The organism is Pseudomonas sp. LARHCG127 (genome assembly GCF_052871455.1).
Genome location: NZ_JBIXJT010000008.1, coordinates 62,264 through 84,088, shown reverse-complemented (window position 1 = coordinate 84,088; position 21,825 = coordinate 62,264). Strand labels below are relative to the sequence as shown.

Annotated in this window: 16 protein-coding genes; 7 read left to right on the top strand and 9 right to left on the bottom strand. The window is 63.1% G+C overall.

Annotated features, from left to right (window positions below):
- The first annotated feature begins 3 nt into the window (after positions 1-3).
- The 5 genes from lepB to pdxJ all read left to right on the top strand — a co-directional run bounded on the left by lepB (position 4) and on the right by pdxJ (position 4,282).
- Positions 4-858 carry a signal peptidase I gene (gene lepB, locus ACIPQ1_RS15220; protein WP_186705174.1) on the top strand — a complete coding sequence of 285 codons (855 nt, stop codon included), beginning with the start codon at positions 4-6 and terminating at the stop codon, positions 856-858.
- A 185-nt stretch (positions 859-1,043) separates the two neighbouring features.
- Positions 1,044-1,733: a ribonuclease III gene (gene rnc, locus ACIPQ1_RS15215; RefSeq protein WP_186705175.1), complete on the top strand. Its 690-nt coding sequence runs from the start codon at positions 1,044-1,046 to the stop codon at positions 1,731-1,733.
- Complete coding sequence (era, locus tag ACIPQ1_RS15210) at positions 1,726-2,628, top strand: GTPase Era (RefSeq protein ID WP_003205264.1); 903 nt, start codon at positions 1,726-1,728, stop codon at positions 2,626-2,628. Before rnc ends, era begins: the two co-directional genes overlap by 8 nt.
- A 171-nt stretch (positions 2,629-2,799) precedes the next feature.
- Positions 2,800-3,489 (top strand): DNA repair protein RecO, encoded by a 690-nt coding sequence (recO, locus tag ACIPQ1_RS15205; protein WP_446534391.1) that lies wholly within the window; start codon positions 2,800-2,802, stop codon positions 3,487-3,489.
- A gap of 49 nt (positions 3,490-3,538) precedes the next feature.
- Positions 3,539-4,282, top strand: coding sequence for a pyridoxine 5'-phosphate synthase (pdxJ, locus tag ACIPQ1_RS15200; RefSeq protein WP_446534390.1), 744 nt, complete (start codon positions 3,539-3,541; stop codon positions 4,280-4,282).
- Between the two features lie 166 nt (positions 4,283-4,448).
- Here the strand turns inward: pdxJ and mltF are convergent, their stop codons facing one another.
- Positions 4,449-5,909 carry a membrane-bound lytic murein transglycosylase MltF gene (gene mltF / locus ACIPQ1_RS15195; protein WP_250965763.1) on the bottom strand — a complete coding sequence of 487 codons (1,461 nt, stop codon included), beginning with the start codon at positions 5,907-5,909 and terminating at the stop codon, positions 4,449-4,451.
- Between the two features lie 288 nt (positions 5,910-6,197).
- On the opposite strand from mltF, the gene purL reads away from it, so the two are divergent.
- Together purL and ACIPQ1_RS15185 are read left to right on the top strand one after the other, a co-directional pair.
- A complete protein-coding gene (gene purL, locus ACIPQ1_RS15190) occupies positions 6,198-10,094 on the top strand; it encodes a phosphoribosylformylglycinamidine synthase (protein ID WP_446534389.1) in 3,897 nt (1,298 codons plus the stop codon).
- A gap of 4 nt (positions 10,095-10,098) precedes the next feature.
- Positions 10,099-10,410 (top strand): YqfO family protein, encoded by a 312-nt coding sequence (locus ACIPQ1_RS15185; protein ID WP_250965761.1) that lies wholly within the window; start codon positions 10,099-10,101, stop codon positions 10,408-10,410.
- Positions 10,411-10,774: 364 nt separating this feature from the next.
- Here ACIPQ1_RS15185 and nagE read toward each other — a convergent pair whose 3' ends face one another.
- The 8 genes from nagE to ACIPQ1_RS15145 form a co-directional block, all read right to left on the bottom strand.
- The gene (nagE, locus tag ACIPQ1_RS15180) at positions 10,775-12,490 is read right to left on the bottom strand and encodes an N-acetylglucosamine-specific PTS transporter subunit IIBC (protein ID WP_446534388.1); all 1,716 of its coding nucleotides are present in this window, start codon (positions 12,488-12,490) and stop codon (positions 10,775-10,777) included.
- 33 nt (positions 12,491-12,523) lie between these two features.
- Positions 12,524-15,037: a phosphoenolpyruvate--protein phosphotransferase gene (ptsP, locus tag ACIPQ1_RS15175; protein ID WP_446534387.1), complete on the bottom strand. Its 2,514-nt coding sequence runs from the start codon at positions 15,035-15,037 to the stop codon at positions 12,524-12,526.
- A gap of 51 nt (positions 15,038-15,088) precedes the next feature.
- Positions 15,089-16,111, bottom strand: coding sequence for an SIS domain-containing protein (locus ACIPQ1_RS15170; protein ID WP_250965758.1), 1,023 nt, complete (start codon positions 16,109-16,111; stop codon positions 15,089-15,091).
- On the bottom strand, positions 16,092-17,198 hold the full coding sequence (gene nagA / locus ACIPQ1_RS15165) for an N-acetylglucosamine-6-phosphate deacetylase (RefSeq protein ID WP_250965757.1): 1,107 nt from the start codon (positions 17,196-17,198) through the stop codon (positions 16,092-16,094). Before nagA ends, ACIPQ1_RS15170 begins: the two co-directional genes overlap by 20 nt.
- A 17-nt stretch (positions 17,199-17,215) precedes the next feature.
- Entirely contained in the window at positions 17,216-17,947 is a 732-nt protein-coding gene (locus ACIPQ1_RS15160; RefSeq protein ID WP_181286541.1) for a GntR family transcriptional regulator, read from the bottom strand.
- 711 nt (positions 17,948-18,658) lie between these two features.
- Positions 18,659-19,609, bottom strand: coding sequence for a PDR/VanB family oxidoreductase (locus ACIPQ1_RS15155; protein ID WP_446534386.1), 951 nt, complete (start codon positions 19,607-19,609; stop codon positions 18,659-18,661).
- Positions 19,606-20,691 (bottom strand): Rieske 2Fe-2S domain-containing protein, encoded by a 1,086-nt coding sequence (locus tag ACIPQ1_RS15150; RefSeq protein WP_446534385.1) that lies wholly within the window; start codon positions 20,689-20,691, stop codon positions 19,606-19,608. Before ACIPQ1_RS15150 ends, ACIPQ1_RS15155 begins: the two co-directional genes overlap by 4 nt.
- 135 nt (positions 20,692-20,826) lie before the next feature.
- On the bottom strand, positions 20,827-21,732 hold the full coding sequence (locus tag ACIPQ1_RS15145) for a LysR substrate-binding domain-containing protein (RefSeq protein WP_411384870.1): 906 nt from the start codon (positions 21,730-21,732) through the stop codon (positions 20,827-20,829).
- Positions 21,733-21,825 lie beyond the last annotated feature (93 nt).

Here is a 21,825-nt window from a genome sequence, read left to right as displayed (position 1 = left end):
CCTATGTCGCTAAATTTCCCGCTGTTGCTGGTTATCGCCGTGTTTGTCTGCGGTCTGTTGGCGTTGCTTGATCTGTTGTTCCTGGCGCCTCGGCGCCGGGCGGCCATCGCCTCCTATCAGGGCAGCGTCAGCCAGCCTGATGGTGTGGTGATCGAGAAGCTCAACAAGGAACCGCTGCTGGTCGAATACGGCAAGTCGTTCTTCCCGGTGCTGTTCATCGTGCTGGTGCTGCGTTCGTTCCTGGTGGAACCGTTCCAGATCCCGTCCGGCTCGATGAAGCCGACCCTGGATGTGGGCGATTTCATCCTGGTGAACAAGTTTTCCTACGGGATCCGCCTGCCGGTGATCGACAAGAAAGTCATCGAGGTGGGTGACCCGCAACGCGGCGATGTCATGGTGTTCCGCTTCCCGAGCGACCCGAACGTCAATTACATCAAGCGCGTGGTCGGCCTGCCGGGCGACACGATCCGCTACACCGCTGACAAGCGTTTGTTCGTCAATGGCGAATCGGTGGCCGAACAGTTGCTCGGCTCCGAGCCGGGGACGCTGGGCAGTGCCGAGCTCTACCGGGAAAAACTCGGTGAGGCCGAACACCTGATCCGCAAGGAAATGAGCCGCTACCGCGCCGCGCCGGACCGTTCCTGGACCGTGCCGGCGGGGCACTATTTCATGATGGGCGACAACCGCGACAACTCCAACGACAGCCGTTACTGGGATGATCCGAACATTCCCAAGAACCTGCTGGGCATGGTCCCCGACCGGAACATCGTCGGCAAGGCCTTCGCGGTCTGGATGAGCTGGCCGGAACCCAAACTCAGTCACCTGCCGAATTTCTCGCGGGTTGGCCTGATCAAGTAATCACCCACGGCGCTGTTGAACACAGCGCCGAATGCTTTTCTGGAGCCTGTACAAGGGTTGCCCGGAGGCATGAAGCCAACGATAGTCAGGACGTCATTTTTGAACACAGCGTTAATTGTCCCAAGCCAACGGCGCCTTGCCGCCGTGGCGGTGGAATCCAGCCACGAACTCAGCGTGGGTAAACCGTGAGCGTTTCTCTAAGCCGTCTCGAGCGTCAGCTCGGCTACACCTTCAAGGACCCGGACCTGATGCTCCTGGCCCTCACTCACCGCAGTTTTGCCGGGCGCAACAACGAACGCCTGGAATTCCTCGGTGACGCCATCCTGAACTTCGTCGCTGGCGAGGCGTTGTTCGAGCGCTTCCCGCTGGCCCGCGAAGGCCAGTTGTCGCGTTTACGCGCGCGACTGGTAAAAGGTGAGACCCTGGCCGTATTGGCCCGGGGTTTCGACTTGGGCGATTACCTGCGCCTGGGCTCCGGTGAGTTGAAAAGCGGCGGTTTCCGGCGCGAGTCGATCCTGGCCGATGCCCTGGAAGCGTTGATTGGGGCGATCTACCTGGATTCAGGCATGGAAATGGCGCGCGAACGCGTGCTGGCCTGGCTGACCTCCGAAATCGACAGCCTGACGCTGGTGGACACCAACAAGGACCCGAAGACCCGCTTGCAGGAATTCCTGCAATCGCGCAGTTGCGAACTGCCGCGCTACGAAGTGGTGGACATCCAGGGTGAGCCGCATTGCCGAACCTTCTTCGTCGAATGCGAAGTTGTCCTATTGAATGAAAAAAGCCGGGGTCAGGGTGTGAGTCGTCGTATTGCCGAACAGGTAGCGGCCGCCGCAGCACTGATTGCCCTGGGCGTGGAGAATGGCAATGACTGATACAACCGTCACCCGCTGCGGCTATGTCGCCATTGTCGGTCGGCCGAACGTGGGCAAGTCCACGCTGCTGAACCACATCCTGGGCCAAAAGCTGGCAATCACCTCGCGCAAGCCCCAGACCACCCGCCACAACATGCTGGGCATCAAGACCGAAGGCGCCGTGCAGGCGATCTACGTCGACACCCCGGGCATGCACAAGGGTGGCGAAAAAGCCTTGAACCGCTACATGAACAAGACTGCCTCGGCGGCGTTGAAGGACGTCGACGTGGTGATCTTCGTGGTCGACCGCACCAAGTGGACCGAAGAAGACCAAATGGTCCTCGAACGCGTCCAGTACGTGACTGGCCCCTTGATCGTGGCGCTGAACAAGACCGACCGTATCGAAGACAAGGCTGAGCTGATGCCGCACCTGACCTGGTTGCAGGAACAGTTGCCGAACGCCCAGATCATCCCGATCTCTGCCCAGCACGGCCATAACCTCGATGCGCTGGAGCGGGTGATTGCCGAACACCTGCCGGAAAACGATCATTTCTTCCCTGAAGACCAGATCACCGACCGCAGCAGCCGTTTCCTCGCCGCCGAGCTGGTGCGCGAGAAAATCATGCGCCAGATGGGCGCCGAGCTGCCGTACCAGATCACCGTCGAGATCGAAGAGTTCAAGCAACAGGGGAAGACCCTGCATATTCATGCGTTGATCCTCGTCGAACGTGACGGCCAGAAGAAAATCATCATTGGCGACAAGGGCGAGCGCATCAAACGCATCGGCACCGAGGCGCGCAAGGACATGGAGCTGCTGTTCGACTCCAAGATCATGCTCAACCTGTGGGTCAAGGTGAAGGGTGGCTGGTCCGACGACGAGCGGGCGTTGCGTTCGTTGGGTTACGGCGACCTGTAATCGTTTACTTGAGCGCATGAATTCCACTGTGGGAGCGAGCTTGCTCGCGATAGCGGTCTGTCAGTCAACATCCCTGTTGAATATCAGTCCCTCATCGCGAGCAAGCTCGCTCCCACAGTGGTTTGTGGTTGTCAGTAAAACTGCGTTTACTCATTGAGAACTACGATTTCCATGTCCGCCAACCAACCCACCGCCCAACCCGCCTACGTCCTCCACAGCCGTGCCTACCGCGAAAGCAGCGCCCTGGTGGACTTCCTCACGCCCCAAGGACGGCTACGGGCGGTATTGCGCGGAGCACGGGGCAAGGCCGGGACGCTGGCGCGGCCGTTCGTGCCGCTGGAAGTCGAGTTCCGCGGCAGGGGCGAGCTGAAGAATGTCGGGCGCATGGAAAGCAACGGTGTCGCGGCCTGGCTCAACGGTGAGGCATTGTTCAGTGGTTTGTACCTCAATGAACTGCTGATCCGCCTGTTGCCCGCCGAAGATCCCCACCCGGCGGTCTTCGACCACTACACCGCCACACTGCTGGCCCTGGCCGAAGGCCGGCCACTGGAGCCGCTGCTGCGCTCGTTTGAGTGGCGGCTGCTGGATGACTTGGGTTATGGCTTTGCGCTGAATACCGACCTGCACGGCGAGCCCATTGCGGCTGATGGCCTGTACCGCTTGCAGGTGGACGCCGGCCTGGAGCGGGTCTACCTGCTGCAACCAGGGCTGTTCAACGGTGCCGAACTGCTGGCCATGGCCGACGCCGACTGGCGTGCGCCGGGTGCCTTGTCGGCGGCCAAGCGGCTGATGCGCCAGGCCCTGGCCGTGCATCTGGGTGGTCGGCCACTGGTCAGTCGCGAGCTGTTTCGCAAGCCCTGATCAACCCGTATGCTGTGGGCCGACTATTTGTCCTTTCAGGAGCCTTTTCGTGAGCACCAGCAATCGCATTCTTCTCGGCGTGAACATCGACCATGTCGCCACCCTGCGCCAGGCCCGTGGTACGCGCTACCCGGATCCGGTCAAGGCTGCACTGGACGCGGAAGAAGCGGGGGCCGACGGCATCACCGTGCACCTGCGTGAAGACCGTCGCCACATCCAGGAGCGCGACGTGCTGCTGCTCAAGGACGTACTGCAAACCCGCATGAACTTCGAAATGGGCGTGACCGAGGAAATGATGGCGTTCGCCGAGCGCATCCGCCCGGCGCACATCTGCCTGGTGCCGGAGACGCGCCAGGAACTGACCACCGAAGGCGGCCTCGATGTAGCGGGCCAGGAATCGCGGATCAGCCTGGCGGTGGAGCGCCTGTCGAAGATCGGTGCCGAGGTCTCGTTGTTCATCGATGCCGACGAACGGCAAATCGAGGCATCCAAGCGTGTCGGCGCCCCCGCCATCGAACTGCACACCGGCCGGTACGCCGACGCCGAGACCCCCACGGACGTGGCCGATGAGCTGCAGCGGGTCGCCGATGGCGTCGCCTTTGGCCTGGCCCAAGGCTTGATCGTCAACGCCGGCCATGGCTTGCACTACCACAACGTCGAAGCCGTCGCGGCCATCAAGGGCATCAACGAGCTGAACATCGGCCATGCACTGGTGGCCCATGCCTTGTTCGTCGGGTTCAAGTCGGCTGTGGCGGAAATGAAAGCGCTGATCCTGGCGGCTGCCAGATCCTGATCCCGTCTCATACCCATCACTACCGCGACACCTGACCCTGTGGCGCGTGGGTGCTGGCTCCCGCTGGGCTGCGAAGCGGCCCCTAGATTTTGCGGTCGCTACGCAACCGAGCGGGAGCAAGCTCCCTCGCCACAGGTTCATCACAGCATCAGAAATTGGTTACAGCTTATAGCTGCGGGGATTCCTGGCTCGGCTTGCTCTTGTCCACACCCGGCACATGCAGATTGCCCTCGGCCACCTGGTCGCCTTCAAGCTGCGGCTGTGTCACCCAGGTCAGGATGTCGTAGTAGCGACGGATGTTCGCCACGAAATGCACCGGTTCGCCGCCCCGGGCGTAGCCGTAGCGGGTCTTGCTGTACCACTGTTTCTGGGACAGGCGCGGCAGGATTTTCTTCACGTCCAGCCATTTGTTCGGGTTCAGCCCTTCCTTGGCCGCCAGTTTGCGGGCGTCGTCCAGGTGGCCGCTGCCCACGTTATAGGCGGCAAGGGCGAACCAGGTACGGTCCGGCTCCTCGATGCTCTCGTCCAGCTGTTCCTTCATGTAGGCCAGGTACTTGGCGCCGCCCATGATGCTTTGTTTCGGATCCAGGCGGTTGGACACGCCCATGGCCTGGGCGGTGTTCTGGGTCAGCATCATCAGGCCGCGCACGCCGGTCTTGGACGTGACCGTTGGTTGCCAGAGCGATTCCTGGTAGCCAATGGCAGCCAGCAGGCGCCAATCGACTTTCTCTTTCTTGGCGTAAGCCTTGAAGTGTTGCTCGTATTTGGGCAACCGTTGCTGCAAATGCTGGGCGAAGGTCGTTGCGCCCATGTAGCCGAGGACGTCGACGTGCCCGTAGTAGCGGTCCTTGAGCCGCTGCAGCGTGCCGTTTTTCTGCACCTTGTCCAGATAGGCGTTGATTTCGTTGAGCAGGCTAGTGTCTTCGCCGGGGCCCACCGCCCAGCTTTGGCTGCGGACGTCGCCAAGGTCGAAGGCGACACGCACGTTGGGGAAGTACACCTGGTTCATCGCCACTTCGTTGGAGTCCACCAGCGTCAGGTCGATCTGGCCCTCGTCCACCATGCGCAGCAGGTCGACCACCTCAACCGCGTCGGACTCTTCGTATTCGATGCCCGGGTATTGCTGCTTCAACTGCGCCAGTTGTTCGGCATGGCTGCTGCCCTTGAGCACCATGATTTTCTTGCCCGCCAGGGCGGCCGCGTCGGTGGGGCGTGACTGGCCGTTGCGGTAGATGATTTGGGGGGTGACTTCCAGGTAGGAGCGGGAAAACCGCACCTGTTTCTTGCGCTGTTCGCTGCTGACCAGGCCCGCGGCGGCCAGGACCGGCCCGTTGGGCTTGCCCACCTGGCCGAACAGGTCGTCGAGGTTGTCGGCGGTCTCGATTTTAAGCTCGACCCCCAAATCCTCGGCGAAACGCTTCACCAGCTCGTATTCGAAGCCGGTCTCACCACTGCGATCCTGGAAGTAGGTGGCGGGGCTGTTTCGGGTAACCACCCGCAGCACGCCATCCTCCTTTACGCGCTCCAGTGTGTTGGGTTTCTCAACACAACCACTGAGCACCAGGAAGAGTCCGGTTGCGATCAGCCACTTGGCATATCGCGGACGCAAAGCCGTTGGGGAAAACATCTGCGCAGTATACGCAAACGGCCCCTACCGCCATATCTCGACAGCAAAAGGCCAGTCTGCTAGCCGTTGCAAAACATGTCCGCAACACCGGCCGGCCGGGCTGTGGCGGGCTTTGCGCCGCTGAAAAATATCTCTGCGCGAACCTTGGCACGGGTGTCCAATACCGCCGTGGGCGCAAAGACCGACATTCGGCCTGCACCGCGCGTGCCGTTTCGGGTGCCGTTGCCGGCGGTTTAGGCTAGAATGCACGGCCTCAAAGCACACCCCCTTCCCGAGGCTGTCCCGAAGATGTTGATCCTGCGCGGCGCTCCTGCCCTTTCTGCCTTTCGCCACAGCAAACTCCTTGAGCAACTGAGCCAGAAGGTTCCGGCTGTCAGCGGCTTGTATGCTGAATTCGCTCACTTCGCCGAAGTCACCGGCGGTTTGACCGGCGACGAACAGCAGGTGCTCGCGCGCCTTCTGAAGTACGGCCCCAGTGTTCCTGTCCAGGAGCCGGCTGGTCGCCTGTTCCTGGTGTTGCCGCGTTTCGGCACCATTTCACCGTGGTCGAGCAAGGCCAGCGACATCGCCCGCAACTGCGGCCTGGCGAAAATCCAGCGCCTGGAGCGCGGCATTGCCTTTTATGTCGCCGGTGAGTTCAGCGAGGCCGAGGCCCAGTTGATCGCCGACGGCCTGCATGACCGCATGACCCAGGTCGTGCTGGGCAACCTGGAGCAGGCCGCCGGTCTGTTCAGCCACGCCGAACCCAAGCCCCTGACCGCCATCGACGTACTGGGCGGTGGCCGTGCCGCGCTGGAAAAAGCCAACGCCGAGCTGGGCCTGGCCCTGGCCGAAGACGAGATCGATTACCTGGTCAACGCCTTCCAGGGCTTGAAGCGCAACCCCCACGACATCGAACTGATGATGTTCGCCCAGGCCAACTCCGAGCACTGCCGCCACAAGATCTTCAACGCCAGTTGGGATATTGACGGCCAGGACCAGGAAAAAAGCCTGTTCGGCATGATCAAGAACACCTACCAGATGCACAACGAAGGTGTGCTGTCGGCCTACAAGGACAACGCGGCGGTGATCGTCGGCAACGTTGCCGGTCGCTTCTACCCGAACCCCGAGACCCGCCAGTACGGTGCGGTCCAGGAGCCGGTGCACATCCTGATGAAGGTCGAGACTCACAACCACCCGACAGCCATTGCCCCGTTCCCGGGTGCGTCCACCGGTTCCGGTGGCGAGATCCGCGACGAAGGCGCCACCGGTCGCGGTGCCAAGCCCAAGGCCGGCCTGACCGGCTTCACCGTGTCGAACCTGCAGATCCCGGGCTTCGAGCAGCCGTGGGAAAAGCCGTACGGCAAGCCTGAGCGCATCGTCAACGCCCTCGACATCATGATCGAAGGTCCCCTGGGCGGCGCGGCGTTCAACAACGAATTCGGCCGTCCGGCCCTGACCGGTTACTTCCGTACCTTCGAACAGTCCATCACCACCCCCCGTGGTGAAGAAGTCCGTGGTTACCACAAGCCGATCATGCTCGCTGGCGGCATGGGCAACATCCGCGCCGAACACGTGCAGAAAGGCGAGATCCTGGTCGGCTCCAAGCTGATCGTCCTCGGCGGCCCGGCCATGTTGATCGGCCTGGGTGGCGGCGCGGCTTCCTCCATGGCCACCGGCACCAGCTCGGCCGACCTGGATTTCGCCTCGGTCCAGCGGGAAAACCCGGAAATGGAGCGCCGTTGCCAGGAAGTCATCGACCGTTGCTGGCAGTTGGGTGAGCAAAACCCCATCAGCTTCATCCACGACGTCGGCGCGGGCGGCCTGTCCAACGCTTTCCCGGAACTGGTCAACGACGGTGGCCGCGGTGGCCGCTTCGAACTGCGCAACATTCCAAACGACGAGCCGGGCATGGCCCCGCACGAAATCTGGAGCAACGAATCCCAGGAACGTTACGTCCTGGCGGTCGGCCCGGCTGACTTCGAGCGCTTCCAGGCCATTTGCGAGCGCGAGCGTTGCCCGTTCGCGGTGGTGGGTGAAGCCACCGCCGAGCCACAACTGACCGTCACCGACAGCCACTTCGGCAACAGCCCGGTGGACATGCCGTTGGAAGTGCTGCTGGGCAAGGCCCCGCGCATGCACCGTTCGGCGGTTCGCGAAGCGGAGCTGGGCGACGATTTCGATCCGTCCACCCTCGACATCGCCGATTCCATCGAGCGCGTGCTCCACCACCCGGCCGTGGCGAGCAAGAGCTTCCTGATCACCATCGGCGACCGTACCATCACTGGCCTTGTGGCCCGCGACCAGATGGTCGGCCCATGGCAGGTGCCGGTGGCTGATGTGGCCGTGACCGCCACCAGCTTCGACGTCTACACCGGCGAAGCCATGGCCATGGGCGAGCGCACGCCGCTGGCGCTGCTGGACGCCCCGGCCTCGGGCCGCATGGCGATCGGCGAAACCTTGACCAACATCGCGGCGTCGCGCATCGGCAAGATGTCCGATATCAAGCTGTCGGCCAACTGGATGTCCGCCGCCGGCCACCCGGGTGAAGATGCCCGCCTGTACGACACTGTCAAGGCGGTCGGCATGGAGCTGTGCCCTGAGCTGGGCATCACCATTCCAGTGGGCAAGGACTCCATGTCCATGGCCACGCGCTGGAACGACGAAGGCGTGGACAAGAGCGTAACCTCGCCGCTGTCGCTGATCGTGACCGGTTTCGCCCCGGTCACCGATATCCGCCAGACCCTGACCCCGCAGCTGCGCATGGACAAGGGCACCACCGACCTGATCCTGATCGACCTGGGCCGTGGCCAGAACCGCATGGGCGCCTCGATCCTGGCCCAGGTGCATGGCAAGCTCGGCTCGCAAGCGCCGGACGTCGATGATGCCGAAGACCTGAAGGCATTCTTCGCCGTGATCCAGGGCCTCAACGCCGACGGTCACCTGTTGGCCTACCACGACCGTTCCGACGGTGGTTTGCTGACCACTGTGGTAGAAATGGCCTTCGCCGGTCACTGCGGCCTGAGCCTGACCCTGGACAGCGTTGCCGAGTCCAAGGCCGAGATCCCAGCCATCCTGTTCAACGAAGAACTGGGTGCGGTGATCCAGGTTCGCCAGGACGCCACGCCAGACATCCTGGCCCAGTTCAGCGCCGCCGGCCTGGCCGATTGCGTCTCGGTGATCGGCCAGCCGATCAACAACGCCCACATCAACATTACCTTCAACGGCGACACCGTCTTCGAAGGCCAGCGTCGCCTGTTGCAGCGCCAGTGGGCGCAAACCAGCTACCAGATCCAGCGCCTGCGGGACAACGCCGAGTGCGCCGAGCAGGAATTCGACGCGCTGCTGGAAGAAGACAACCCGGGCCTGAGCGCCAAGCTCAGCTACGACGTCAACGACAACGTGGCCGCGCCTTACATCAAGAAAGGCATTCGCCCACAAGTGGCGGTCCTGCGCGAGCAGGGCGTCAACGGCCAGGTGGAAATGGCGGCAGCGTTCGACCGCGCCGGTTTCAACGCGATCGACGTGCACATGAGCGACATCCTGGCCGGTCGTGTCGACCTGAACGACTTCAAGGGCATGGTCGCTTGTGGCGGTTTCTCCTACGGCGACGTGCTGGGTGCCGGTGAAGGCTGGGCCAAGTCGGCGCTGTTCAACAGCCGTGCCCGCGATGCGTTCCAGGGCTTCTTCGAACGCACCGACAGCTTCACCCTCGGCGTGTGCAACGGTTGCCAGATGATGTCCAACCTGCACGAGCTGATCCCGGGCAGCGAGTTCTGGCCGCACTTCGTGCGTAACCGTTCCGAGCAGTTTGAAGCCCGCGTGGCGATGGTCCAGGTCCAGGAATCGAACTCGATCTTCCTGCAGGGCATGGCCGGTTCGCGCATGCCGATCGCCATCGCCCACGGCGAAGGCCACGCGGAATTCGAAAGCGAAGAAGCCTTGCTCGAAGCCGACCTGTCCGGTTGTGTGTCGCTGCGTTTTGTCGACAACCATGGCAAGGTCACCGAAACCTACCCGGCCAACCCGAACGGCTCGCCGCGCGGGATCACCGGCCTGACCAGCCGCGACGGCCGTGTCACGATCATGATGCCGCACCCGGAGCGGGTGTTCCGCGCGGTGCAGAACTCGTGGCGTTCGGACGACTGGAACGAAGACGCGCCATGGATGCGCATGTTCCGCAACGCGCGCGTCTGGGTGAACTAAGACGGTGTACAAGCTCTGCTTCTTCGTCCCGGACAGCCATGTGGACGAGGTCAAAAGCGCCGTATTCGCTGCCGGTGGCGGGCGAATCGGCGACTATGACCACTGCGCCTGGCAAGTGCTGGGCCTGGGCCAGTTTCGCCCTTTGGACGGCAGCCAGCCGTTCATTGGCGAGGCGGGGCAGGTCGAGCAGGTCGAGGAATGGAAGGTGGAGCTGGTGGTGGCCGATGGGTTGATTCGGCAAGTGATGGAGGCGTTGAAGCAGAGCCATCCCTACGAGACACCGGCGTTTGAGGTATGGCGGTTGGAGGATTTCTGATTTTCCCTCCGCCCAAATAAAAAAAACCGCTGATCTAATCAGCGGTTTTTTTTGCGTGCGATTCTGTGTACACGAACCCTTGTGGCGAGGGAGCTTGCTCCCGCTGGGACGGTCCGACGCCTCGGGCGTAGCGGCCCTAAGCTTTTTGGCGGTTGCTGCGCAACCGAGCGGGAGCAAGCTCCCTCGCCACGGGCTTGTTGTGTGTCAGATATAGGTGTTGGGTGTGTGCAGGCCCCTTCGTCGGATCGCCGCCCGGAGCAAGCCCGCTCCCACAGTGGATTTGTATTGTCCACAGAACTTGTGAACGACATCAGACCTGTGGGAGCGGGCTTGCTCGCGAAGGGGCCAGACAGTCGGCGAAGGCCTAGGCTTTGACATCCGCCTTACCACTCAGCACCACCGCCTCCAACGCCCGCCACAACCCCGGCGCTTTCTCCCCTAACAACAAGTGCCAAACACCGCCTTCCAGCGAGCTGATCCCCTGGCAACCCAGCGCCTTGAGCTGGCTTTCCGACAATCCCTTGCCATCAGCCAACCGCACCCGCAAACGGCTCGTCGCCACGCAATCGAGCTGCAACACGTTCCTGCCACCGCCCAGGGCATCGAGCCATTGCTGTGCTTCGGCCTCCGAGACAATTGTCGTTGAGGCCGGCTCGACCACGGCGTTCGCGGGCGCACTGGCTGGCCTATCGGAAGAAGGCAATGCCAAGCGGATCTCATCGGCGATGCTGTCGGCCATCGGCCCCACCACCACCTGCAAGCTGCCGCCATTGCCGGGGCGAACCACAGCCATGGCGCCGAGGGCCTTGAGTTGGGCGTCGGAGGCCTTGTTGCGATCCACCAGGTCCAGCCGCAGGCGCGTGGTACAAGCGCCGAGGGTGATCAGGTTGTCAGCGCCACCCAAGGCCTGGATGTAGGCGGCGGCCCGTTGGTTTTCGGCGATGACCGCTTTGTCGCCCGCCGGCACGTCTTCACGGCCCGGCGTCTTCAGATCGAAGCGGCGGATGCAGAAGTCGAACACCAGGTAATAGATCGCCGCGTAGGCCAGGCCCACCGGAAAGACCAGCCAGCCGTTGGTGGATTTGCCCCAGCCCAGGACCATGTCGATGAAACCGCCGGAAAAGGTAAAGCCCAGGTGGATATTCAATAAGTTAGTCACCGCCATCGACAGGCCGGTGAGCAACGCGTGGACCAGGTACAACAACGGCGCAAGAAACATGAAGGCGAATTCGATGGGCTCGGTGACGCCGGTCAGGAACGACGTCAGCGCCATGGACAACAGGATCCCGCCCATGACCTTGCGCCGCTGGGGCAGGGCGTTGCGGTACATCGCCAGGCACGCCGCGGGCAGGCCGAAGAGCATCACCGGGAACATGCCGGTCATGAACTGGCCGCCCTTGGGGTCGCCAGCGAAATAGCGGGTCAGGTCACCGGTGACCACCGCTCCGGTAGTCGGGTCGGTGAAGCTGCCGAAGATGAACCAGGCCATGTTGTTGAGGATGTGGTGCAGGCCGGTGACGATCAGCAACCGATTGAATACACCGAAGACGAACGCACCAAAGCTGCCGCTGGCCATCAACAGCTCGCCGAAGCTGTTGATGCCGTGCTGGATCGGTGGCCAGATCAAACCGAACACCACGCCAAGGCCCACCGCGCTGAAGCCGGTGACAATCGGCACGAAGCGCCGCCCGCCAAAGAACGCCAGGTATTCCGGCAGCTTGATGTCCTTGAAGCGGTTGTACAGCGCGCCGGCCAACAGACCACTGATGATCCCGGCCAGCATGCCCATGTTGATGGTCGCGTCGAGGACCTTCAGCGTCGCGATCATCACCAGGTAACCGATGGCCCCGGCCAGCCCGGCCGTGCCGTTATTGTCCCGGGCGAAACCCACGGCGATGCCGATGGCGAAGATCAGCGCGAGGTTGGCGAAGATCGCCTGGCCGGCATCGTGAATGATCGCGATGTTCAACAGGTCGGTGTCACCCAGGCGCAGCAGCAGGCCGGCGATCGGCAGGATCGCGATAGGCAGCATCAGCGCCCGGCCGAGGCGTTGCAGCCCTTCAATGAAATGCTGGTACATGGCGTCTCTCCTTTTATTGTTGTCCGACGTGGCTCAGCCCAGGGGCCAGTGTTGATGACAGGCCTGGCGCACGGCGGCGGCACTGGCCAGGTTCAGCAAATCGGTACTGACGCCGCGGCACTGGGCGGCATCGAGGTGACGCAAGCGGTCCTTGATTTCGCCGACCTGGGGCGGGCTGACCGACAGCTCCCGTACGCCTAGCCCGATCAGCACCGGCGTCGCCAGGGGATCGGAGGCCAGGGCCCCGCACACGCCAACCCAACGCCCATGTTTGGCAGCGCCAGCGCAGGTCTGGGCGATCAACCGCAACAGTGCCGGGTGCAGGGCATCGACCCGGGCGGCGAGCCCGGCGTGGTCGCGGTCCATGGCGAGGGTGTACTGGGACAGGTCGTTGGTGCCGATGGACAGGAAGTCCGCGTGCTCGGCCAGTTGCTCGGCCAGCAAGGCGGCGGCTGGCACTTCGATCATCACCCCCAGTTGCGGGCGTTCGCTCAGGCCAAGCTCGGCACCGAGGGCGTCGAGGCGCTGGCGAATGTGCAGCAGTTCGTCGACCTCGGTGACCATCGGCAACAAAATCCGGCAGCGGTGCAGAGGGCGGGTTTGCAGCAGGGCGCGCAATTGCTGGTCCAGCAGTTCCGGCCGCGCCTGGGCCAGGCGGATGCCCCGCAGGCCGAGTACCGGGTTGGCTTCGGCCGGCAGGGGCAGGTAGTCCAATTGTTTGTCGCCACCAACGTCGATGGTGCGGATGATCACCGGCCTGTCGCCCATGGCATCGAGCACGGCTTGATAGGCCAGGCGCTGTTCTTCTTCATCGGGGGCGGTGTGGCGGTCGACGAAGAGAAATTCGGTGCGCAGCAGGCCAACGCCCTCGGCACCGTTGGCGAACGCCTGGCCGGCTTCGGCGCTGGAGGCGACGTTGGCGGCGACTTCAACCTCCACCCCATCGACGGTTTGCGCCGGCGTGTGGGCGAGGGTCTGCTGCTCGGCGCGCCGAGCTGTGCGTCGGGTCTGCGCTTGCTGCACCTGCGCCAGGCGCTCGGCGGTTGGCGTGAGTTCGAGGCGGCCACCGTCCGCGTCCAGCACCACCGATTGCCCCGGCGCCTGTGCAAGCAGTGTCTCGCCCAGCGCCACCAGGCAGGGCAGGCCTTTGCCACGGGCCAGGATCGCCACGTGGGACGTCGCGCCGCCCTCGGCCATGCACACACCGGCCACGCCTTGGGCACTGAGGTGCAGCAGGTCCGACGGGGTCAGCTCCTGGGCGACGACAATGGCGCCCGCCGGCACGTCGAACTGCCAGGCCTCACCCAGCAGCACCCGCAGGACCCGCTGGCGCAGGTCATGTAAATCATTGGCGCGCTCGGCCAGCAACGCGCTTTGCAATTGCCGCAGCACTTGGCATTGCGCGTCGATGGACCGGCTCCAGGCCTGAGCCGCCGCGCTCCCTTGCTCAATAGACAGGTAGGCGGCGTCCAGCAGGACCGGATCTTCCAGCAACGCCAGATGGGCGCTGAAGATCGCTTGCTCATCGACGTGATGCCGGGCCTTGGCGTTCTCCAATGTCAACTCGATGTCGTGACTGACGTGCGCCAAGGCATCGCGCAGCCGTTGCCGTTGTTCTGCGACGTTGTGGTCACCGATGTCCTCGGGCAACTGCATGCCTTCCAGCCGAACCAGCGGTCCGCTGACCAGCCCGGGCGCGGCGCATACGCCGTGGAGCACACCGTCTTCGGCGGTGCGGCTCGGCGCCTTGGCCGGTGGTGCCTCGGCATGGGCTTCTTCGGCCAAGGCTGTGGATAACGTTTTCAGCAGCGCTTGCAACGCCGCTTCGGCATCGCTGCCGCGGCAACTGACGTGCACTTCGGCCTGTTCGGTGATCGCCAGCCCCATCATGCCCATCACACTGTTGCAGGACGCCGAGCGGCCACCGAAGTGCAGGTGTGAGCGACTCTTGAACCCTTGTGCGGCCTGGCGAACCAAGGCGGCTGGCCGCGCGTGCAGGCCGCCTCGATGGGCGATACGGATCTGGCCGAACACTTCGATGCCGACGTGCGGTTCATCGTCGCGTGTTTCACTCGGTTTCTTGCTGACGATGTGCAGCAACGGCTCGCCGACCTTGACGCCTTTGAGGGTAATGGGCCGTGCCTGGAAGTGTTCGCCATTGGTGAGGATCAGCAGGCTGACCAGGCTTTTGCAGCGCTGGGCCACGCTGTCCACGTCATAACGCAGCAGTGCCTGGCCGTTGCTGACCCGCGCGCCTTCCTTGACCAGCATGGAAAAGCCGTCGCCCTGCAACTCGACGGTGTCCAACCCCAGGTGCAGCAGCAGTTCGGCGCCGTTGTCGGCCCGCAGGGTCACGGCGTGGCCGGTGCGTGCGACGTGGATAACTTCGCCATCGCAAGGGGCGTAGAGGGTGTCGTTCAGCGGATCGATGGCAATTCCGTCGCCCATGGCGCCGCTGGCGAACACCGCGTCCGGGACGTTGGCGAGGGTGAGCACCGGCCCGCTGAGCGGTGCGCTGAGGGTCAGCTCTTTATTGTTGTTGGGCATGGGCTCGCTCTCTGTGAAGTCTTATTGGCCTTGCGTTAAAGGGCCATCGGTTCAGTGGGTCCGGGTGACCTTGCTCAAGTGCCGTGGCTGGTCCGGGTCCAGGCCTCGAGCCACGGCCAGGTTGGCGGCCATCCGGTAAAAGCTCTGGATCGCCAGGATCGGGTCCAGGGCCGGGTGCTCGGCACGGGTCAGCGTCAGGTCACGCTCGGCGATGTCATCGGGCGCGGCCAGCAGCACCCGGGCGCCGCGCTGGCGCATGTCGGCGGCCAGGCTCAACACACCGGCCTGCTCGGCACCGCGGGGGGCGAACACCAGCAGCGGATAATGCTCATCGATCAGTGCCATCGGCCCGTGGCGAACCTCGGCGCTGCTGAAGGCTTCGGCCTGGATCGCCGAGGTCTCCTTGAATTTGAGTGCCGCTTCCTGGGCGATGGCGAACCCGGCGCCACGGCCGATGACCATCAAGCGCTGGCATTCACGCAGCGCCTCGACGGCAACGTTCCAATCCTGGTGCGCGGCTTCACGTAGGCCTTCGGGCAGCGCGGCGCCGGCGTCGAGCAACTCGGCATCGTCTTTCCAGTGGGCCACCAGGCGCGCGCTGGCGCTGAGGGTGGCGATGAAACTCTTGGTGGCGGCGACACTGCTTTCGATGCCGGCGCACAAGGGCACGCTGAATTCACAAGCCGCCTCCAGCGGAGAGTCTTCTGCGTTGACCATCGCCACGCTCAAGGCGCCGCGCTTGCGCAACAGGCGCAGGCTGTTCACCAGGTCCGGGCTCTGCCCCGATTGAGAAAACGCGAACGCCACCTGGCCACTGACCTTCAACGGCGCCTGCTGCATGGTCACCACCGACATCGGCAACGAGGCCACCGGAAAACCCAGTTGTTGCATGGTCAGGTAGGCAAAGTAGCTGGCGGCATGGTCGGAGCTGCCACGGGCCACGGTCATCGCCACCTGCGGCGGCTGGCGGCGCAGGCGTCCGGCAATCTCCTGCAGGGCGGGGTCCAATCGCTGCAATTGGCGCTCGACAGCGTCGGACGAGGCCAAGGCCTCTTCAAGCATCTTGGAAGTCAATGGCTTCTCCTTCGACCATCACGTCGATCAGGTTCAGGACACGGTCAAGGCGCACGCAGTCGGCCCAGGCGCCGGGTTGCAGGCGCCCGCGTTCGGGCAGGCCGAGGTAGTCGGCGGGGAATTGCGACAGGCGTCGGGAGGCTTCGGCGAGGGGCAGGCCGATTTTCACCAGGTTGCGCAGGGCCTGGTCCATGGTCAGGGTGCTGCCGGCCAGCGTGCCGTCGGCCAGGCGCACACCGCCCAGGCATTTGGTCACGGTGTGGCTGCCCAGCTTGTATTCACCGTCGGGCATGCCGGCGGCGGCGGTGGAATCCGTGACGCAATACAGGCACGGGATCGAACGCAAGGCCACGCGCATGGCGCCGGGGTGCACGTGGAGCAAGTCCGGGATCAGCTCGGCATATTGCGCATGGGCCAGCGCCGCGCCGACGATGCCGGGCTCACGGTGATGCAGCGGGCTCATGGCGTTGTACAAATGGGTAAAACTGCTGGCCCCGGCCGCCAGTGCCGCGACGCCTTCTTCGTAGCTGCCGAGGGTATGACCGATCTGCATGCGCACGCCCCGGGCGCTGAGGGCACGAATCAAGGCATCGTGGCCGGCGATTTCCGGCGCGATGGTGATCACCCGGATCGGCGCCAGGGCCAGGTACGTCTCCACTTCAGCCATCAACGCGGTATGGGCGAAATTCGGTTGGGCGCCGAGTTTGCCGGGGTTGATGTAAGGCCCTTCCAAATGCACGCCCAGGATGCGCGCGCTGCCGCTGGGCCGCTGTTCGCAGTATTCACCGAGGGCTCCGAGTACGCTGGCGATCTCTTCGCTTGGCGCGGTCATGGTGGTGGCGAGCAGCGCCGTGGTGCCGAAGCGCACATGGGTGCGGGCAATGGTGTCGAACGCCGGCGCGCCTTCCATGATGTCCTTGCCGCCACCGCCGTGCACATGCAGGTCGATGAATCCCGGCAGCAGGTAGGGCAGGTCGTTGCTCGTCGGGTCGCAGGGCTGGCCTTCGATGGACACGACCTTGCCCTGTTCATGGACCAGGCGGCCGCGTATCCAGCCGTTGGCGGTGAGGATGTTGTTTTCGGACATGGGGATTCTCTGATCGTCTAGCGCCGCAACTCGGCGACGAAGTCGTAGTAGTCGTTGCGGCAATAGGTGTCGGTGACTTCGATGGGCGTGTTGTCTTCCAGGTAGCCGACCCGGGTCATCAGCAGCATCGCGGTGCCGGGGGCGATGCCCACCAGGGCGGCGAATTCGTCCGAGGCGTTGATCGCCTGGATGTGTTGCAGGGCGCGCACCACGGGTTTGCCGATGCCGTCGAGGAATTCATAAAGCGAATCGCCCACTGCCTGCGGCTTGGGAATAATCGAGGCGGGCAGGGTGCTCATCTCAATGGCCATGACCGTATCGTCGGCCTTGCGCAGCCGTTTGAGCCGGGCGACTTTGTCAGTGGGCGACAGGCCCAGGCGGATCAGCTCTTCGTGGGTCGGCGGAGTGATTTCTCGCTCCAGCCACTGGGACCCGGGTACGAAGCCTTTGAGCCGGAGCATCTCGCTGAAGCCGCTGAGGCGTGACAGCGGTTGTTCCAGGCGCGGGGTGATGAACGTGCCCGAGCCTTGGTTGCGGCGGATCAGGCCTTGTTCGAACAGCACCTCCAACGCCTTGCGGGCGGTGACCCGGGAAATGCCCAGTTGCTCGCTCAAGCTGCGCTCGGAGGGCATTGCTTGCTCGGCTTTCCATTGGCCGGCGTGGATCGCGGCTTCGAGGTTGCGGGCCAGTTGCAGGTAGAGCGGGGTGGGTTGGGTGTCGTCGGGGCGTAGGGTCTGGATGTTGTTCATTTGTTTGTCCGATGCGTTTTTTTTGGGCGTTGTCGCTCGGTGAGTGGGGTGGAAGCTAATACCACTTGAATACCATGTCAACGCTGCTTTTCTGGGGTTGGCCAGTGTTTTCTGGGTATTTATTCGGGTGTAGTTTAAGTGGTATTAGGGTGGTTTTTGTGGGGCGTGGAATTACAGCGTTGGGATGGGGTTTTTGAAGGTCAGTGGTATGCACGGAGGGCGGGTTGCGGAGTTTGATATTTATTTTTATGGCGACCGGTGGTAGTTCGTTTTGTGTGTATATCCGTTGCTGCGGTCACGGCGGCTTAGGGGGCCGCCCTTACTGCGGGTCACTTTTGAAGAGCCCGGAAGCGAAGGCATCGTGGTTAACGGGCGCCCCGAGATCAAAGCCCGTCCCGAGGCGGCCTGGTAGCCGACCTGGTTCTGGGTGATCGCATTTCCCCTGTGGGAGCGAGCTTGCTCGCGAAGGCGGAGGGTCAGTTTGCGGTGACGTTGGATATCCACAAAGGTTTTGGGAACGGCACGGTCCTGTGGAGAGGGAGCTTGCTCCCGCTGGGGCGCGCAGCGGCCCCAAAAAAGCGATGAGCGCTGCGCACTCAAGCGGGAGCAAGCTCCCTCGCCACAAAAGCTTTCCCAGCCATCACGGCACAGATTGATCCACGGTAAACACTGTGGAGCAAGCCCACCACAGGGTTCCGTGTTGTCTGGGTGTTAGAGGTCGAGGACCAACACCGGTGTCTTCGACCTGGAGCAGCACGGGGTGAACTGGTCGTTGCAGGCCTGCTCAGCTTCGGTCAGAAACATGTCCCGATGTTCCGGCACACCTTCCAGCACCCGCGTCAGGCAGGTACCGCACACGCCTTGTTCACAGGAGATCGGGATTTCGATGCCATGGCTCTCCAGCACCTGCACCACGCTGCGGTCCGCCGGTACATCAAACACTTGGCCACTGCGGGCGAGCTTGACCGAAAAGCTGCCATCGGCGCGGGTGTCGGTGGGGGCGGCGGCGAAGTATTCGCGGTGCAGGCAGTCTTCCTGCCAGCCCTGGCTCTTGGCGGTGTCGAGGACGTGCTGCATGAAACCTCCGGGCCCGCACACGTAGAGGTGCAGGTCGCTATCGGGGGCGGCCAGCACCTTGGCGGCGTCCAGCAGGGTTTCGGGTGCTTCATCGAAATGCAGGAAGACCCGGTCGGCGTAAGGGGCCTGGCGCAGGCGTTCGACGAAGGCCGCACGGTCCCGCGAACGGGCGCAGTAATGCAACTCGAACGCCGCACCGCTCTGGGCCAGATGCTCGGCCATGCACAGGATTGGCGTAATGCCGATGCCGCCGGCAAACAGCAGGCTGCGCCGGGCGTGGGGAGCAAGCGAAAACAGGTTGCGCGGTTCGCTGATGTGCAAGCGCATGCCGGGCTGGATAAGTTCATGCAAGCTGCGCGAACCACCGCGGGACGCCGGGTCCTTGAGCACGCCGATGAGGTAGCGGTGCTGTTCCTCGGGATGGTTGCACAGCGAGTACTGGCGAATCAGCCCGTCGGGCAAGTGCACATCGATATGGGCACCGGCGGTGAAGGCGGGCAATGGCTCGCCGTCGACCCGCGTCAGCTCGTAGCTGCAAATATCGAGGGCTTCGCTGTTTCGCGCCGTGACCTGGACTTCGATCATGGCCGTTGCTCCGCCAGTTGCGGCTGATGAGTGCTGGCGATCAACTCGGCTTGAGCCTCGCGCTCCCGTGCGATCCAGCGCTCCAGCACCCGCCGGGACTGCACGCCGCCGGCATCGATGTTGAGCTTGAGCAGGTTGCGCTGTGGATGGTCCAGCAGGTTGCGCTGTTGGCGTTCGAGCATTTCCAGGTCTTCGCTGAAAATCTTGCCCTGGCCTTCGCGAATGGACGCGGTGAGGGCGTCATCCTGCGGCTGGAAATGCCGGGCCATGCCCCAGAAGTACCAAATCGAGGTCTCGGTTTCCGGTGTGATGAAATCCACCACGATGCTCGACGCCTTGAATTGCGGTGCAGCGTGATAGCCGCCATTGCCGGCATGGGCCACGCCCACTTCGATCAGCACATGGCTGGGTGGGGTGAAACGGCAGATCTGCCAGCGATCCACCGGCACGTCATCGGCCAGGTTGTTGCCGCGCAAGGCCATGCGCCAGAACGGCGGAGCCATGATGTTTTCCATATGGCGGGCGGTGACTACTTCATCGCCCTCGACGGTGGTTACCGGCGGCGCTTCATCGATTTCCTTCTGGCCGATGCTCGAGGCGTGGACGTAAGTCTCGTGGGTCAAGTCCATCAGGTTGTCGATCATCAGGCGATAGTCGCAGTGAATATGGAACAGACCGCCACCGTAGGCCCATTCATCGCTTTCGGCCCATTCCAGATGATGGATCCGTGCCGGATCGGCCAGCGACTGGTCACCGGGCCAGACCCAAATGAAGCCATGCCGTTCCTGCACCGCAAAGGTCTTGTTGCAGGGAAATCCCCGTACCCGTTGCCCCGGCATCTCGACGGTCTTGCCATCACCGCCCATCACCAAGCCGTGGTAGCCGCACACCAGGTTGCCGTTTTCGACGTAGCCCAAGGAGAGCGGAGCGCCGCGGTGGGGGCAGAAGTCTTCCACGGCTGCGACCTTGCCTTCGTGCCCCCGGTAAAAAACCATCTTCTCACCACAGATCTGGCGACCCAGGGGTTTGTCGGCGATTTCATCGGGGGTGCAGGCAACGTACCAGGCGTTCTTGGGGTACATGACGGATCTCCAGGCGGATTGTTCTTGTTTGTGGATCCATTAACTCTCTTAACTAATTTAGTTGTCAACGATTTTGCTGTGAGAATGGACGATTGGCTACATTAGTGGATCCATTGGGCGGCTCAGGTGATCCGTTCAGAACCGATAGGCCGCCGGCACCTGCGCTTCGATGAAGCGCCGCATGTGCTCCAGAAAACTGGCTTGCAGCCTGGAAACCGGGCCCTGGATGGGCAGGAGCATGCTGAAGTCCATTTCTATCGCCGGCTCGAAGGCGCGAAAGACGATGCCCTGGCCGCGATATTCGACAGCGCTGATGGCGTCCACCAGCGCCACGCCCAGGCCTTGTTCGACCAGCACGCACATGGGCAGCGAGAGTTGGGTTTCCAGGCGCAGTACACGGTCCACGCCATGGGCGGCGAAGATCGCATCGATCTGCTGGCGCGAGGCAATCGACTGGGGATAGGAAATGAACGGTTCGCCCTGCAAGTCTTCCGGACGGATCGTCTCTTGGTCCTGCAAGCGATGGCCGGCGGGCAGGGCGCAAAGCATGCGCGTCGCCAGCAGTTTTTCCGCACGGGGGCTGGGGTAGGTGTTGGGCAGCACGATCAGGCCCAGGTCGCAGCGTTGGCCCACCACCAGGTCCACAACTTCCCGGGACGAATGCACCACCAGCGATATCTGCATCTGATCGTGTTCGGCCATGAACGCGGCAATCGCCCGAGGCACGAATGACAAGCCCATGGCGGGTGCGCAGGCAATGTGCAGTGAGCCGCGCTTGAGCGTGCGGATGTCCTGGGCGGTCCGTGCAATGCGTTCCACGCCCAGCAGCGAACGTTGCACTTCCTGATACAGGGTTATGGCCTCGGCGGTGGGTTGCAGCCGCCCCTTGACTCGGTCGAACAGGCTGAAACCGATGTCCTCTTCCAGGCTGGCGATCAACCGGGTCGCCGCCGGTTGCGAGATGTGCAGCATTTCGGCGGCGCGGGTCACGGTCTGGCCCAGGATCACGGCGCGAAAAGCTTCCAATTGGCGGAGGTTCATGGTGCGGACCTATCCATAACAAAAAAACATGAGATTGCCAAAATAAAGCATTTTTCAAGGTGTTGTCAGCGCCCTAGGATCGATTGAAATCAA

What these genes read in the sequence shown, in the direction of transcription:
- purL (WP_446534389.1), top strand. Translation starts at nt 6,198, where the DNA reads ATGTTGATCCTGCGCGGCGCTCCTGCCCTTTCTGCCTTTCGCCACAGC.
- lepB (WP_186705174.1), top strand. Translation starts at nt 4, where the DNA reads ATGTCGCTAAATTTCCCGCTGTTGCTGGTTATCGCCGTGTTTGTCTGC.
- nagA (WP_250965757.1), bottom strand. Translation starts at nt 17,198, where the DNA reads ATGTCCGAAAACAACATCCTCACCGCCAACGGCTGGATACGCGGCCGC.
- ACIPQ1_RS15160 (WP_181286541.1), bottom strand. Translation starts at nt 17,947, where the DNA reads ATGAACAACATCCAGACCCTACGCCCCGACGACACCCAACCCACCCCG.
- nagE (WP_446534388.1), bottom strand. Translation starts at nt 12,490, where the DNA reads ATGTACCAGCATTTCATTGAAGGGCTGCAACGCCTCGGCCGGGCGCTG.
- ACIPQ1_RS15155 (WP_446534386.1), bottom strand. Translation starts at nt 19,609, where the DNA reads ATGATCGAAGTCCAGGTCACGGCGCGAAACAGCGAAGCCCTCGATATT.
- ptsP (WP_446534387.1), bottom strand. Translation starts at nt 15,037, where the DNA reads ATGCCCAACAACAATAAAGAGCTGACCCTCAGCGCACCGCTCAGCGGG.
- era (WP_003205264.1), top strand. Translation starts at nt 1,726, where the DNA reads ATGACTGATACAACCGTCACCCGCTGCGGCTATGTCGCCATTGTCGGT.
- mltF (WP_250965763.1), bottom strand. Translation starts at nt 5,909, where the DNA reads ATGTTTTCCCCAACGGCTTTGCGTCCGCGATATGCCAAGTGGCTGATC.
- ACIPQ1_RS15150 (WP_446534385.1), bottom strand. Translation starts at nt 20,691, where the DNA reads ATGTACCCCAAGAACGCCTGGTACGTTGCCTGCACCCCCGATGAAATC.
- recO (WP_446534391.1), top strand. Translation starts at nt 2,800, where the DNA reads ATGTCCGCCAACCAACCCACCGCCCAACCCGCCTACGTCCTCCACAGC.
- ACIPQ1_RS15145 (WP_411384870.1), bottom strand. Translation starts at nt 21,732, where the DNA reads ATGAACCTCCGCCAATTGGAAGCTTTTCGCGCCGTGATCCTGGGCCAG.